Below are 15,256 nucleotides of genomic sequence, written 5' to 3'. Positions count from 1 at the left end.
CTTTTTACGCCCGCCCGCGCCGTCTTTCGCGCCAGGCGGCGAGGCCACTCTCAGCCATGCGCAGCTCTTTGAGCGCGGGATAATTTCCGCTGATCGTCAACCTCGGCAGACGATCCATCTGCGCCGAGTGTTCCCGGGTGAGATTGCCCGGGCGCGTCGTCAGCATCGTCGCGAAACCGCTCGAGCGCACGAGGGCAAACTCGCGTTCACTGACCGCCTTGGCGCCGCCGAAGGGATAGGCGAAGTGTCGCACCTCACGCCCGAGTTGAGCAGCGAGGGCGCGGCGCGCGCCATCGACTTCCACGACCAGCTCTTCGTCCGTCAGGCGGTTCAGGCTGTGGTGCCCCGCGGTGTGCGCGCCAATGGTCACCAGCGGATCCGCGGCCAACGCGCGCAATTCTTCCCAAGTCAGGCACAGCTTCCGAGTGAGGGCGCACGGATCGAGACCCGCGGCCTCGCCAATGACGCGCAGCAGTGCGTCGCGCTCCGCACCCAGGCCGCGCACCAGCCGCGCGATCTCCTCCAGCGCACGGTCACGCTCGCCCGTCGTAGCGGCGGTAAAATGATGCGGCGTGCCTTTCCACGAAAACTGCAGCGCCTTCCCCGCGTTCAAGATTTCCTCGATCCAGTACCACCACACACTCGCGTTGCCCGCGATGAAACCGTTGGTGATGTTGACCGTGAAGGGCGCACCGAATTCACGGAAGATGGGTAGCGCCAGCGTCGCGTTGTCGCGATAGCCATCATCGAAGGTGAAGCAGACAAAGCGCGGACCATGCGGGCTGGCGAGGCGTGCGGGGATTGCCTCCTGGGCGACGATTTCGAGACCATTTTGCCGCACATACTCGAGCATCGCTCGCAGGTCCTTCGGTGTCACTTCCAGCGCGCGATTCGACGGCAAAGGCGAGCGCTCCGCCTCGGGCACGACACGGTGCAAAGTCACGATGAACCCGAGACCACCGAGCACCGGTCGCGCCAGCGTCGCTGCAGCCTGCATGGCCGAATCGCGAAGGCCCCGCGCGGTCATAACCCCAGCAGCGTGACCTCGCTGTAAAGATTGTCGATCTGCTCCGGACGCAAGGTTTTCGACCGAAACAACGCCACCTGGGCAAGCCTTGTCTCCCGGCTGTAGATCGGCAGTGGCCCTTCGAAAAGTCGCGAGTCGATGGCGAGGAGCGCAGTGCGGTTTTTCAGTCCCATGCGCCAGCGAATGTGGCCAAGGCATTCCCGAAAGAGTTCGCGATTGCTGATATGATGGATCCGCGAGAAATGCGCCCGCCGGCCTTTGGTCACGGTGAAGACCACATGGCATTTCGCCCCGCGGTGCGTGATGAGCATTTGCTCGCATTCCGTCGCACGCAGATGGACGAAAAACTCGCGTTGCACACCCCGGAGTTCGGTGGCGATGACCTCCGGATTCATGGTGATGCGCCCTGCAAACCAGCCCCCCGGTTTCCAGATCGAGGGCAGCGGCAACAATACGACCCATTTCGTCTCCAGGTTTTCGAAACCGAAACGGCGATAGAGCGGATCGATCGACGGAATCGCAGTGTGGCAGGTTAGCGTGCGATCTTCGATGCTCATCACCGCCTTGAAGAGTTGCAGCGAGTGATTGCGATACTCGGGCAGCGTGACCCAGCTCGTGAGATTGGCAAATTTCTCGACGCGCCCGTCGATCATGCGCTCGTAAAGGATCGTGCCGAAAAAGCCGACGACGCGGTCGCCGTCCTTAAGAACGAATCCGCGCATATCCTCCTCGCAGGCCCAGGAGTAATGAAACAGCCGGCGCCATTGCTCCGGCGGAATCGGCGGATTACGAAAGACGTCGAAGAGTGGCAGGACGGACTCGAAGCTCGCCGGCGTCGCAATTTCAACGTGGATCATGGCGCGCCGTGTGCTGCCAGTGCCCGGCGGATCGCGGCCACGCTCTGCATCTGCATGAATTCATCCGGCGAGAAGCGTTGGCCGAAGGATTGTTCCAGCGAGAGCACCAAGTTGAGGTGCGCCACCGAATCCCACGCCGCGGTGTTTTCCATCGACGTCTCCTCGTTCAAGGTGCCGACGTCGACACCCAGGGTATCCGCGAGAATTTGAAGGAGCTTGTCATTCATGAAAGTGGACCCCGATATACGAGGGAGAGGGCAGAGCATCCGACAGACTTTTGCGCCAGCGGTTTCCGCCACAGTCCATAAACGCGTGCTGCGGGTAGAAGTCTCGGACGAGCGCGTTCTTGGCGGTCGGGAAATACTCGCCCATGAGCTCGCTGCCGCCTTTGGTTTTCACAAGCTCGGCCAGTCGCGCAAGCAAAGCGGTCTCGACGCTGCGGCCAATGACCCGGCAACTGAGCAAAAACGTATCGATCGTCCACTCGCTGTCCATCGGCCGCGCGATGGCCACTCCGACCAATCCGTGATCCCCAAACCGATCCGCCAAGCGCAGCCACAAAGCCACGCTGCCACTGGCGATCATCTCGGAAATTTGCGCCGCAGTGTGACGGCGCGTGGTGAGGTTGAATTGATTTGTCTTCGCGAGCAATTGCGCCACCCGCGGCAAAGTGTCCGCCCCGACCGCGCCGATCGTCGCCACCATTTGCAAGCCGGCGAGAAACTCCTCCGGCGAGGCCGCGGCGCGACTTGCTTCTGCGCGCGCCTGCTCTTGCTGATACATGCCGGCCCGCTGCTGATCCTCGGCGGAAATCGTCAATTGATCAAAGGCCTCACTCTCCGCGAGCACGGCACCGTATTGCAGCGGATCGGCCGGCACATCCAACACCCGCACCTCAGGCAGAGCCACGCGCACTTCTTCGCGCTCGAAAGGATTGTCGTCGAACAGCACGAGCGCATCGATTCCCAGGTTCAAGGCGGCGGCGATCTCGCGGAGATTGGCGCTCTTTTCCTGCCAGTTGATGCGCATGAGCGCGAAGTCCTCGCGATGCAGGATGCTGTCCGCGTGCTGATCGAGCACCGCCAGCACGTCGGCTTCTTCGTTCTTGCTCGCCAGGGCCAGCAACACCCCGCGCTCCTTCAAAGTGCGCAGGTGCTTTTGAAAGCGTTTGAAGACATTGCCCGGGTAATCATCGCCCAACGCAATTCCACCCAAACCCTCCTCGCCGACCACACCACCCCACAACGTATTATCCGCATCGAGCACGAGACATTTCGCCGGCGCGATAAACGCGGCGCGCAAGGTGCGAGCCAGTGCACCGCTCGTTGCGATCTGCGCGGCCACGCTCCATGGTTGGCGCGCCAGGGCAAACATGCGCGCATCGTGCCAGCCACGCAGTCCATGCTCAGCCACCACACGCGCGTAGTCGAAAACGAATGCGCCCGACACCGCGCGGCAGGCCACCGCAAGCGCCGCATTGGCTTTCTCAATAGCAAAGGCTTGAGAGGACTCCAGCATGGCATCCCCCACCCCGGCCGTGAGCCGTTCCGGTTGGGCAAAATTCACAATGAAGAGCGCGGCCGCCGTGCGTTCACGCAAGCTGCGGAGCAGATCGCGCAAACGTGCGACCGCGGCGTCGAGCGACCCGGTTCGTTCAAAAAATTCCGGCGCCAGTTCCTCCAAGCGAGCGAGGATCACGATGGCTTCCGGATTCTGCGCGTAGAGCGGACCGTCCGCCGCGAGAGCCGTGACCTCCAATTGGCCAAAGGGCGCGAACCACGGCGCGATCTGCAGCCCACGCCGCGCACCTTCCACAATAAGGAAAGGCTGCAGCAATTGCGCGGAAACGGTGGACAGCACCGCCACTCGCAATGGACGCAAGTTCGGCACCTCACCCGCCTGCACCCGGCGCGCGGCCTGCAAATAGGCCGCCGGCGTCGGCGCAAGATTTTGCGTGATGGAGGGAGCCGCCGTCATGCTTCGGCAAGTTTCGAGGCGTTCGCCTCCACCGCCTTCACCACGGCGCGCGAGACTGCGTCCGGATGAATCGCGTGCAAACATTTCAGTTCGAAAGGGCACGGCGTAGTCAGCCAGCACGGCGCGCAATCGACCGGCGTGAAAAAGCGATGGGCAAACGGATAGTCGAACCCATCGGGCGCTTCGTAGCCGCCGAAGAGCACCACGCTGGGAATTTTGTAGGCATTGGCGATGTGCATTCCGCCCGAAACCGGCCCCACGAACACCGCCGCCTGGGAGAGCATCCAGATGAAATCCCGCATGGTCGTCTCCCCGGCAAACGAATGGAAACGTGGGCCGAATTGCGGCTGAGGAAACATCGACTGCGTGCCGACTTCGATGACGTGATAGCGCTCGACCAGCATCTCGACCAACCGGGTCCACGAGGCGAAAGGCCACTGCTTGTTCGGCGTCCATCGACTGGCCTGTGGCTGAATGATGATGCGCGGTCCCGGCACCTCCGCAATGCGCGCCCGGATGGACTCCGACGGATCAATGATCGGCGGCTCCAAATGGCTGGCGGACAGGTTCAGGCCCACACATTCCGCCATCAACGTCACCAGTGGCCGTGGCGGAGGCAGCACCAGATTGTATTGCAGATAAATCGCATTTGCCGCCGCGGCAGGAGTGAAACGCTCGACCGCGGAGAGGTGCGGATTGCGCTCGAAAACGTCCTGATGACGGCTGAGAAAAGTGATGTGGCAACGCGGATTGAGCCGCCGAATTTCGCGGAAGATCGGCGTACACATCAGCTCATCGCCGATGCCGCCGCCATGAGAACAGAGCCGCAAGCGGGCGCGTTGCCAGGGCTTTTGGAACGGCCACGGCCAACGCCAGTTGACCGTCCCCCGGGCTCCGCGAAAAATCATCCAGCGACGAATGAGGTTCTCGGCCCGTTGCCGCTGCCAGCCTAGGGAGGCAATCAGATGTGCGAACGGATTCCCCTCAGCCATGGAGATGCGGGGGCAAAAGGAGGCAGACGTGCATAGTTCGAACTTAAAGATGCGGCGAGTTCCCGACAAGAGTGCGCATGCCGACAAAGGCAAACTCGATGCATCGCTTTTCCGGGCAGTGGCTCATGGATGGGATTCCGTGTTTCCCGCGCGGGCGCGGCGCCGCGATTCGCGGATGACTCCCCACGCCTTCGCCATCGCGATCTCCGCGCGCAACCAGAGTGAAGCGGGCGCCAGATATCGCGTCAGCCCGTAAATCAACCCGTTCCCCAGAAACTGCCGCCAATAGTAGCGCGACACGCCCAGGATGGGATGGGTGCGGATGACCTGGTTGAGCCGCACCTCGGTCATGCCATCACCGCAAAACCATTTGCGGATATAAGCTTCATTCGTCCGGCGCGCGGGAATGCAGTGATAGGTAATGGCTTGGGGCAAATAGCATCCTTGCGCGCCTCGGCGCCGCAACCGATTGATGAGATCGTTCTCCTCACCACCGACCGTCCCCGAGCCTTGCCGGCCCAGATCGGTGTCGAACTGCAAGCCCTCCATCGCCGAGCGGCGAATGGCCATGTTCGCTCCGCCCAGGGCATGCTCGAGGACACGCTCCTTCTCGCCGAGGTTGAGGTAGCCGATCACCGGGGCCAGGGCCCCCGACGCGTGCGCGGCGAACCAGGCCGGCGGGGCGGACTCGAAACGCGGCGGGATCGCCCCGCCGAAAAAGCCGTATTCCGTGAGCCTCTGCCCCGCCTCCCAATGCGCAACCAGCCAGCGCTCATCATATTCCATGTCATCGTCGGTGAATAACAGGAACGGTGCGTCGGTCTTCTCAAGCGCCAGATTCAGGGCGAAGCTCTTGCCTTGGATCTTTTCCAGCAAATAGCGCGATGGGAAAGGCATGGGCGTCTCCCGGCACACTTCCGGCGTGTGATCGGAGGAGTTATTGTCGACGACGACCAATTCCAACTCCACACCCGGTGGCGGAGTGCACTGCGCGAGGGATTTCAACGCCCGCCGCAGGCTTTCCGCCCGGTTGTAAGTGCAGAGAATGATCGAGATATCCATGGATCTGATCTGTCAAAGGCCTCGGCCCGTGACCCTTTCCCTAGAGCCTGTTATTCACTTTTATGAAAGTGATGGCCCGGCCTGCGCCGAAGGCGTTGAATCTTTCAGCCCAGCGAGGAAAATGCATAACCGGACCCTCAGGCGATTGACCGCAATCTCGCCCCTTGAGGCGTGGACACCACTTCCGTCCGCTTGACAAAGAACATGGTCAGCGGTGTGCGGCAGAACGGAGCGTAGCCCTTCTCCCCGAGAAAGTTCGCGAGCTCGGATTGCGGGAGCTGATCCAAGGTGAGCAGGGACGCATCTTCGATGAGAATGAGTGTCGGTGAATATTTCTCCCAATCATTGGATCGCAGCACGTTGAACTCGTGCCCTTCCACGTCGATGCTCAGCATGTCGATCCGCTGGCCGGCCGGCAAGTGGTCCGCCAGGATGTCTTTCAGCAAGCGCGCCTGGACGGTCTTTTTGCCCAGATACTGAAATTTGAAATCAGACTTCGGCCCATCGTGATAAGACATCCGTTGCTCGACGACCTCATCGGAAAGCGTATTGATCCCACCGCCTTCGAACTGGTGATAATTCAAGGTCTGCTCCACATCCGAAACGGCCACTTCGAGATTAATGTCGCGGGGGCGAATCTCGTTGAATTTAGTCATGCTCCCCGGCAGGGGATCGATGTTAATTCCCCGCCAACCCTTGCGATAGAGCAGGTAGGTATTCGAGTAGGCCCGCGGATGGTGGGCGCCGACATCGACATAGAATCCCTCCGCCTGCCGATGAAAAATACGGGCCAGGATCATGTCCTCCCCTTCCTGCGCGAAAACCTCCACCGCATCGGGCTGCAGCTTCCGCGGCCCGCGCAACCGGGCCTTGATCGGCTCCGGAATCATTCGTTTCAAAAGCTTGAACATGCGAAGGGATTTTCTAGTTAGCTAACACGAGTGGGCGGATTGAGCTCCCATTGGGTCCGCAGCAAACATGCGGCGGAATTGAACAATTGGCGGCCATTGCCGAAAAAGTCTCCCCCCTGGATTTCGAAATGCATCGCCGACGGAACGTGATCGGCGCCCGCTTCGTTGACCAGCGCGGCCAATTCGACGGAATAGCGCCCGGGGGTAAGAGAAAAATTGGTGGGCAAAGTCAGTTCCAGCGAGCCGTTCTTGGGAAAAGGCCCGGGCAACCCGCCGGTCAGCGAGTCCAGGGAAAGCAATCGGAACTGCTGGGCGTCGTAAATGTTCACGAAGAAACGCGCCGGCACGTTATCGGTATTTCCCTCGTAGCTCAGCCGGACGCGCAGGCCCCCTCCAGCCACCACCGACTTGGAGCCGTCCAGGGCCATGATCTGCAGATCCGTAAAGCGTACTTCGCCGGTCCCGCGAACATCACCGCGCTTGAACTGGTTTCCGCCATCACCTCCCGGCAGAGCATCCCGCAGGTAGATATTGGCCACTTCTTCGATGGGCCCGGTGGCAGCCACCTTGCCGCGTTCGAGATAGATGCCCTTGCTGCAAAGCGCACTCACCGCCGCCATGTTATGGCTGACAAACAGCACCGTCCGGCCGGCGCGCGCGACTTCGCTCATCCGGCCGAGACACTTCTTCTGAAACGCCGCATCTCCCACCGCGAGCACTTCGTCGATGATCAAAATCTCCGGATCGAGGTGAGCCGCGACCGCAAAGGCCAGTCGCGTGGTCATGCCGCTGGAATAATGCTTCACCGGCGTATCGAGGAACGAGTCCATCTCCGCGAAAGCGGCAATCTCATCGAACTTCCGCAGGATCTCCGCGCGGGTCATGCCGAGGATCGCCCCATTGAGAAAGGTATTCTCGCGTCCGGTCAGCTCCGGATGAAATCCCGTGCCGACCTCGAGCAAACTGGCAATACGCCCGCGAATGCGAATCTCGCCCTCCGTCGGTTCGGTGATCTGGCTGAGAATCTTCAGCAGCGTCGACTTGCCCGCGCCGTTGCGGCCGATGATGCCCACGCAATCGCCCTGCTCCACATCGAAGCTCACATCGCGCAACGCCCAGAATTTCTCCACCTGTTTCTTCTTTCCACGAAACAACGCCGTGAGCTGATCGCGCAGCGTGTCGTGCATCTGCGCGCCGAGCTTGTATTCCTTGCCGAGTTGTCGAACGGAAATCACGGCCATCGTCAGATAATATCGGCGAACGTTTTTTCGGTATTGCGAAAATACATCATCCCGGTCACCAGCATGACGAATCCGACGCCCAAGCTGAGGAAAAAGCCTGGCCAGTAGGGCTCAAACTTCGGCCCAAGCACGCTCCAGCGGAAGCCATCGATCACCGCCACCAGCGGATTCAGGCAGTACCACATGCGCCAGCGCTCCGGCACGATATCCATCCAGAGAAACGGTACGGGCGTGACGTACATGCCTAGCCGCGTGATGAAAGGCACGACGTAGCGGATATCGCGGTACTTCACATTCAAGGCGCTGAACCACGCGCCCGCCGCAAAGCTAACCAGGAAGGTCAGGAACAAAAACACCGGCAGGAGCAGCAGGAGCGGCTGCACCGGCACATGGTAGATCGCCATGAAGATCAAGAGCAGCACGAAGGAAATCCCCGCCTCGACAAATCCACTGCTCACCACGCTCGCCGGGATGATGAGCCGCGGGAAATAAACGCGGGAGATGATGCGCGCCGAAGCCACCATCGAGTTGCTGCTCTCCGAAAGGGTATTGGAAAAGAATTGCCACGGCACCAGTGCAGCAAAGGTGATGATCGCATAGGGCGCCCCGTGCGTGGGAAATTTCGCCACACTGCCGAAGAGCACGGTGAAGACGACTACCATGAGGACGGGCTGCAGGATCACCCAGGTGACACCGAGGTAGGTCTGCTTGTAGCGCAGCAGGATGTCGCGCCAGGCGAGGAAACCGAACAACTCGCGGTAACGCCACAGCTCGCCGAAATTGATGGTGATGAATCCGCGTTGCGGACGGATGACGCGCTCGGGCGCCGGACCTTGATCAACGGACATGGAAAAAACGTGCAGTGAAACTGCGTAACTCGATCATGGGGGCGAGACGCTTAACTGCTCGGCCCGACCAGCGGCAAGACTATTTGCCAGTGTGGCAGGAGATAAAGGTTTGCGTCCGATGACGATCGTCGACAACCCGCTGATCGGCAGGATTCCGTCGAGGACGCGGAAGATCGGCGTGAGGATGCCGTAGAGCCGCAGCTGCCAGGGTTTGAGTGCTTTCTGGCCACCCAGCGTGTTCGCGACATACCACGCCCATACGCCGACTTTGTTGAAGAAAAACTGCTTCTCCACCTCCAGTCCGGCTTCGCGCATTTTGTCTTCGAGCTCGTTTTTCGAGTAGCGCCGGAAATGGCCGAGCGCCCGGTCGAACTCGCTGTAGAGCTTCATGTTGTAAGGGACGAGCACCACGATGCGGCAACCGGCCGGCACGGTATCGAAAAGATTGCGCAACACCGCGCGGTCGTCCTCGATATGCTCCAGCACATTCAGGAAGACGACGCTGTCGGGCACAAAGCCACGCAGTTGCTCGTAATCCTCGCGCTGCGCCATATCGAGCTTCCCGATCTGCAGGTTCTTCTGCGTCGACCAGCGGGCCTTCAGCTCGGTGAGATAGTCGATGCGATAGTCCGTGAGCAGCACCTGCTCGTGCAAACGGATGTGCTTGCTGAGGTTTCCGCGACCCACGCCGAGCTCCGCCACGCGCTGACCGAGCCAGGGCTTTACGCTTTCGTACATCCACAGGTTGAACTGCGGCGCCTGCTCCAGCGCGTCGAGCGTCACCTTGCCCGCATCCGAGTAGTTGCTGGAAAAGCGATACTTGATGATGAACCACAGCGCCGCCATGCCATCGCGCCAGGTGATCTTTTTGCCTTCCTCGTAGCTGCGCCCGTTGTAGCTGATGGGCACCTCGTACATCCGCAGGCGATTGCGCGCCACCTTGGCGGCGATCTCGGGCTCGATGCCGAAACGATTCGACTCCAGCGGAATCATCCGCAGCGCCGCTGCGGTGAACGATTTGTAGCACGTTTCCATGTCGGTGAAGTTCGTGTCGTTCAGCATGTTCGAGAGCAGCGTGAGGAACCGGTTCGCCTGCGTGTGCCAGAAATAGAGCACCTTGCGCTCTTCGCCAGTGAAACGGCTGCCGAAAACCACGTCCGCCTTGCCCTCGATGATCGGCCGCAACATACGCGGATAGTCCTGCGGCTCGTACTCGAGGTCAGCGTCCTGGAATATCACCAGGTCGCCGGACATTTCCTGGATCGCCCGGCGCAACGCCGCGCCCTTGCCCATATTCTGCGGCTGCTGGAAGATCCGCACTTCGGGGTGATCGGCGGCCAACGTCTGCGCAACGCGCCATGTGGCGTCCTTGGAGCCGTCATCGACCACGATGACTTCACGCGTCAGGTCACCCGGCAATTTCGCCGCGAGGATCGCCTGCATGCAGACCGCCAGCGTCTCTTCCTCGTTGTAGGCGGCCACGAGAATGGAAAGTTTTTGGAATACAGGCGTAGGAGACATCGCGAGAGATAAGGACAATGTGCGAAACTATAACCTTCGGCAAAAATCAATTGTTGGGCCGAATCATGTAAAGCTTTGCTCTCTCCGAACGGAGTTCACCTCCGCGGGAGAGATCGGCTTGGGCGAGGGGGAAAAAGAAATCGGGATGCGCCGCCGTGACCCGCTTGAGCTGTTCATGGTGCTCATGGCGATGCTCGCCGGACACCGAATCGTCGAGAATGAGGAAACGAATCTTGCCAGAGGTGAGGAATTTGAAGACGTCGTCGTCCTTGTCGAAGGCCGGCGAGTATCCGCTGCCGCTCCACGTGCTGCTGGCCAGCGATTTACTCGCCCGCTGGATGATATGGCCGGGACGCTTTTCGTGCAACGCCACTTCAGCAATGAACATCCCCTCGCCCGTGGCATCGGAGGAAACCAGCGCCTCGTCATCCGGCTTGGCGTCGGCCAGCATGATCTGCGCAAGCGGGCCGAAGCCAAACGCCCCCTTTGAGGTGATCGGGAAAAATTTCCACACTGTTCCCCCGAGGATGAGGGTCGCAAAAATGGCCACCCGCCAGCAGGCGCCCAACCGCTTGGCGATGAAATCGAAGCCCGCGGCGGCAAACATCAATCCCGCGGGCAGGATGGGAATGAGATGCCGTGCCTCGAGCCCCACGGGCGTGATGGATTGGAAAATGAGCACGGCAAGGATCAACGCGCCGGCCGCCGCCCATCGTCCCGGATGCTTGGAGCCGCCACCCAGTCGGGCGATGACACCGAGCGCGAAGAGCGCCATCAGCACAACGCCGAGCGAGAGTGCGAACTTCTGTGCGTAGTACGGGATCGCCTGGGCGGTAAAACTCCAGGAAGGATTGGGCTGCAACCAGCCGCCCTTGCCCAGATTCCGGGTCGCCCACGTCCACGGGCCGGCCACGACCGAGACGATCAACACTGCACCCCAAAGCGCAGGGCGCTTCAGCAGCGCAAATCGGGGGGTGAAAACCAAAGCGAGCGGCGCCGTCAGCGCCAGCGCCAGACCGGTGCCCTTGGTGAGAATGGCCAGCGAAGCGAGGATGCCGAACCAGATCGCATCGGAGCGCTTTTGGCGGTCCAGGAAATTGCCGAAGGCCATGGTCGCGCCAAACATGAGCACGGCGCTGAGCGTTTCCGCCATGACCATGCCGTAGTAGCTGCGGACCAGCGGCAGCGAGATCAAGACCGCCCCGGCAACTGCGGCGACGACGACACCCACCTCATCACGCAAAAAGCGATAGACCAGCCACGCGAGAATGCCGGCCAGGGTGCAGAGCAAAAACAAAAGCGAGCTGCGCGATACTCCGAAGGGAAAAGTCCACGCGGATTGGACCAGATAGAAAAAGGGCGGCCAGACGCCGAGGCCGATCTTCGGATAGTGGGTGTAGTAGCGGTCGGCGAATTCCTTGCCCACGCGAATGGGCGAGCCATGGAAACCGCTCGCCGCGTAATGCCCAACTTCGATGATCGCGTCGTGAATGAACAGGCCGGTCACGACATGCGCGGCCTCGTCGGGATGGCCGCCGAATTCGCTCTTATAGGCATCGAATTTCCACTGCCAGAAATAGGCAACGTCAAAGACGAGGACGAAGACGATGAGACTGATGACCCAGGGTTGGGCTTTCTTTTGCATGGTAGGGAGTCTGCCTTTAGCTCATCGGAATCGGCGCGAAACGCGCAAAAACCGCTTTGTGCTGCGATTTACTGCCAGGCTCGGGGCGGCATTCCGTGACACGCCAACCCTTGCCAGTAAAGAAATAGTCGATGCGCAGCCACGGGCCGAAGAAGGAAATGGGGTTATGCGTGTATCCTGGAAATGTCAAGCCCCAGCCGCGGCCAACGCGCGCAAAGCAGTCGGTCATCTCGCCGGCAAAGATGTGGTAGATGTAGCCGTGATCGGGCGTGTTGAAATCGCCGCCGACGATCATCGGCTCCTTTTCCTCGGCGAGGACTTTGGCCAGCGCGCCGGCCAGGCTCATGCGCTCACGGACCCAATCACGAAAGTCGCCATAACCGGCCTCGCGGTGGCCGTGACCGGCGAGATCGCCCAGGATGTGGCGTCCGCCGAGAAAGCGGGAAAGCTGCTGCCGCGGCGTGGGCAGGTGCACGCTGTAGATCGCGATGGTGCGACCCTGGTATTGGATCTCGTAGCGCGCGGCCACCGGCTCGCCGTGAATTTTCGCGCCGCCGACCAGCTCCGCTTTTTGGATGGGAAACTTGCTCAGGAAAGCGAACTGATCGAGGTCGCTGAAATACATACCCGGAATCTTTCTCCCGAGATCCGCGCCGCGGCCTTTCGCATCTTGGATGAGAATGATGTCGGGCTTCACCGCGTCGAGAAACGACATGAACTGCGGCCGATTGCTTTCGCCGAAATTGAAGGTGACCGCGCGCAGTTCCGAGCCATTGGGCGAAGGCACGGACGACCAGCGGAAAGTCATGTAGACAAAGATCAGGACGAACGCCGCGGCGAGGTGCCAGAACACCAATCGCCAGCGAAACAACAGGCACAACGGCGTGAGAACCACGAGGGGAAGCAGGGACGTCTGGATCGGCGCGTAGAGCAGCACGCAAAAGAGCCAGAACCGCTCTCCCCACCACTCCATCCCGAAGAGAAACAGCAGGAACCCGGCGACATAGAGCAGCGTCGCCCAACCCAGCGCCTGACGAGTCCACTTGAGCACGCTGTCGATCGTGCCTGCGGTAATCTGAAAGAGAACCTGATCCCGGTTTGGGTGGGCTCCGCCGCCGGATGACGCTCCCTGCGGGGAAGAAGCCGGCTCGCTCATGGTTGCTGCAGGATCCAGGCGGCCGGTAAGTCGAGCCGCGGCTCGTGCGAGTTGGCCATCAACGTTTGCACAAGAGGATTGGCCTTGGTCTGCTGGAGATTCTGTAAGCCTTTCGTTGAGATATCGGTGCCGCCCAGCCGCTCGGCGATGCGGAAACAGAGTTCGGCGTCGTTGATCCGATTCTGCAACTGCCAGTGGAGGCCATAGTAAGCGTAGACATTCTCAAAGAGCGGATCGTACTTCAGCAACTGCTGGAATACCTCTTCCGCGTCCGAAAAACGCCCCATCAGATCGAGCACTTGCGCCTTTTTCAACAATAGGCCGGTATCCTGGGGAAAAAGTTTGAGCCCCGACGCATAAGCCTCAATGGCATCTTCATGCAACGCCAGGACGCTGGCCGATTCGGTGTTGCCTTGGGTAAGAAAGTGCTCGGCTTCACCGAGATAGCCATAGAGGAAGGGATTCTTCTTTTCCCAAGCCAGGCCCTGCCGGGCAAAGGCGACCGCGTCCGTATTGCGCTCGTCACGCAACGCGACCCGCGCTTTCTCGGCATAGACCTCGCCAGGCAAAAGGCGCAGCGAAAAGACCAGCGTGACCAGCGCTACCGCAGCACCGAGCCACCGCCACCATCCCGCGGGTTTCGGCGCCGGGGCTTGCTCGGGGGCGAGCGCCCCCACCGGCCGAGCCATCAAACCAAAGAGAAACGCGACGAACAGGGCATTCGCCGGAATGTGCATGTTGAAATCAACCACTGAATGCACCAGCAAGGCCGCGACCGCCGACAGCGCACCGATGATCAGCGCGAGGTCATGACTCAGCCGCGGCGCGCCGGGTGAAATTTGCTCATGCACAATCTTCCGCAAACCAGCCATTCCCGAGACGAGGTGCACGAGGAGAAACAAGCCGCCCAGCGCGGCGCCGATCACCCCATACTCTGCCAGCAGTTCGAGATAATCATCGTGGGCGTGCATCGGGTCATTCTGCACGACGGGAAAACGAAATTGGCGACCGTAATAAAGATAGGTGCCGCTGCCCGTTCCAAAGGTCGGATTGAGGTGAAATTGCTTCAGGGCCGCCTGCCAAAGCAAGAGGCGGGGATTGTGAGGCTCGTAGATCTGACCCAGGCGGGCGTGGAGCGTTTCGCTCTGGGACATGAAGAGCAAACCACCGCCGACGAAGATGACCGCACTCACGAGCAATCCGGCAAACATCAGCCAAAAGCCACCGCGCCGGGTCAGTTGCACCGCCCACAGGCTCAGGACAGCGAACGCCCCGAGCCCAAATACTACCGAAAGATAACCGCCGCGGCTCCCGGTGATGGCCACACCGGCCAGGCACATCAGCGCACAATAAGCCGCGAGCACGCGCAGAGCAGGCCGGCTGGCTCCCCAACACGCCTGCCCCAAAGCCAGCATCGCGATCATTTCCAGCAATCCGGCGAGGTGGTTGGGACAGATGTAGAAGCCGCTCGCCCGCCACTCATAAGCAGGTGGCCGCATGATGCCGGGCAGCAGCATGAAGTTATCGGCCTGCTTGAATTGAATCGCCCCGATGACGACATGCACCAGCGCCACGATGAGGAGGGCGCCGGTCAAGGCGAGCCGCATCCGCGTGTCGGTGTAATACATGACCGTCAAAAGATAAACAATCAGGGCGCCCAGGACCATGAACAGGTCGGCTCGGGCGAGATATTCCACCGGGGAAGACAGCGCGCGTGCAATCACCCATCCGGCCAACGTCAGGACGGTGACGAGGCAAAGCGCGGGCGGCCGGACCAGCTTCTTGACCGCCAGAAACGAAAGGAGCGCTCCGCCAGCCAAAAGCGCATACCCGGGAAGGCTGAAGACCAATTTGACTCCGCCGATGAGGACCTGGATGCAAATCAGCGCCAGGGCGAAAAGGGTAAAAGAAAGATAACGCACGTCGTCAGCGGGGAAGGAAATTTAGAAGGGCGCCGATGCTTTCGCCACCCAATGCAGAGACTTTTGTTCCGGCAAAGCAAAACGCCCCTGCAACTTT

13 protein-coding genes are annotated in these 15,256 nt (G+C 60.6%); all 13 read right to left on the bottom strand.

Annotation, left to right across the window (positions count from 1 at the left end; genetic code table 11):
- Positions 1 to 4 precede the first annotated feature (4 nt).
- The 13 genes from CFE428DRAFT_RS10675 to CFE428DRAFT_RS10615 all read right to left on the bottom strand — a co-directional run bounded on the left by CFE428DRAFT_RS10675 (position 5) and on the right by CFE428DRAFT_RS10615 (position 15,159).
- Positions 5 to 1,027, bottom strand: a complete 1,023-nt coding sequence (locus CFE428DRAFT_RS10675) for a polysaccharide deacetylase family protein (RefSeq protein ID WP_006979539.1) — start codon at positions 1,025 to 1,027, stop codon at positions 5 to 7.
- Positions 1,024 to 1,884, bottom strand: a complete 861-nt coding sequence (locus tag CFE428DRAFT_RS37205) for a GNAT family N-acetyltransferase (protein WP_006979538.1) — start codon at positions 1,882 to 1,884, stop codon at positions 1,024 to 1,026. Before CFE428DRAFT_RS37205 ends, CFE428DRAFT_RS10675 begins: the two co-directional genes overlap by 4 nt.
- Positions 1,881 to 2,111 carry an acyl carrier protein gene (locus tag CFE428DRAFT_RS10665; RefSeq protein ID WP_006979537.1) on the bottom strand — a complete coding sequence of 77 codons (231 nt, stop codon included), beginning with the start codon at positions 2,109 to 2,111 and terminating at the stop codon, positions 1,881 to 1,883. Before CFE428DRAFT_RS10665 ends, CFE428DRAFT_RS37205 begins: the two co-directional genes overlap by 4 nt.
- Positions 2,104 to 3,861 carry an HAD-IIIC family phosphatase gene (locus CFE428DRAFT_RS10660; protein ID WP_006979536.1) on the bottom strand — a complete coding sequence of 586 codons (1,758 nt, stop codon included), beginning with the start codon at positions 3,859 to 3,861 and terminating at the stop codon, positions 2,104 to 2,106. Before CFE428DRAFT_RS10660 ends, CFE428DRAFT_RS10665 begins: the two co-directional genes overlap by 8 nt.
- The gene (locus CFE428DRAFT_RS10655) at positions 3,858 to 4,769 is read right to left on the bottom strand and encodes a glycosyltransferase family 9 protein (protein WP_157447476.1); all 912 of its coding nucleotides are present in this window, start codon (positions 4,767 to 4,769) and stop codon (positions 3,858 to 3,860) included. Before CFE428DRAFT_RS10655 ends, CFE428DRAFT_RS10660 begins: the two co-directional genes overlap by 4 nt.
- Positions 4,770 to 4,976: 207 nt before the next feature.
- Complete coding sequence (locus CFE428DRAFT_RS10650) at positions 4,977 to 5,915, bottom strand: glycosyltransferase family 2 protein (RefSeq protein WP_006979534.1); 939 nt, start codon at positions 5,913 to 5,915, stop codon at positions 4,977 to 4,979.
- Between the two features lie 137 nt (positions 5,916 to 6,052).
- Positions 6,053 to 6,826, bottom strand: coding sequence for an FkbM family methyltransferase (locus CFE428DRAFT_RS10645; RefSeq protein WP_006979533.1), 774 nt, complete (start codon positions 6,824 to 6,826; stop codon positions 6,053 to 6,055).
- A 17-nt stretch (positions 6,827 to 6,843) separates the two neighbouring features.
- Entirely contained in the window at positions 6,844 to 8,067 is a 1,224-nt protein-coding gene (locus tag CFE428DRAFT_RS10640; protein ID WP_006979532.1) for an ABC transporter ATP-binding protein, read from the bottom strand.
- A 2-nt stretch (positions 8,068 to 8,069) separates the two neighbouring features.
- A complete protein-coding gene (locus CFE428DRAFT_RS10635) occupies positions 8,070 to 8,915 on the bottom strand; it encodes an ABC transporter permease (RefSeq protein WP_006979531.1) in 846 nt (281 codons plus the stop codon).
- 33 nt (positions 8,916 to 8,948) lie between these two features.
- Positions 8,949 to 10,436: a glycosyltransferase gene (locus CFE428DRAFT_RS37200; protein ID WP_006979530.1), complete on the bottom strand. Its 1,488-nt coding sequence runs from the start codon at positions 10,434 to 10,436 to the stop codon at positions 8,949 to 8,951.
- 46 nt (positions 10,437 to 10,482) lie between these two features.
- Positions 10,483 to 12,081 (bottom strand): ArnT family glycosyltransferase, encoded by a 1,599-nt coding sequence (locus tag CFE428DRAFT_RS10625; RefSeq protein WP_006979529.1) that lies wholly within the window; start codon positions 12,079 to 12,081, stop codon positions 10,483 to 10,485.
- A gap of 16 nt (positions 12,082 to 12,097) precedes the next feature.
- Positions 12,098 to 13,237, bottom strand: a complete 1,140-nt coding sequence (locus tag CFE428DRAFT_RS10620; RefSeq protein ID WP_006979528.1) for an endonuclease/exonuclease/phosphatase family protein — start codon at positions 13,235 to 13,237, stop codon at positions 12,098 to 12,100.
- Positions 13,234 to 15,159, bottom strand: coding sequence for an O-antigen ligase family protein (locus CFE428DRAFT_RS10615; RefSeq protein ID WP_006979527.1), 1,926 nt, complete (start codon positions 15,157 to 15,159; stop codon positions 13,234 to 13,236). The genes CFE428DRAFT_RS10620 and CFE428DRAFT_RS10615 overlap by 4 nt, the downstream gene beginning before the upstream one ends.
- Between the last annotated feature and the right edge of the window lie 97 nt (positions 15,160 to 15,256).

It is taken from the genome of Chthoniobacter flavus Ellin428, from assembly GCF_000173075.1.
GTDB classification, from domain to species: domain Bacteria; phylum Verrucomicrobiota; class Verrucomicrobiia; order Chthoniobacterales; family Chthoniobacteraceae; genus Chthoniobacter; species Chthoniobacter flavus.
This window is presented reverse-complemented; position numbering and strand designations above follow the sequence as displayed.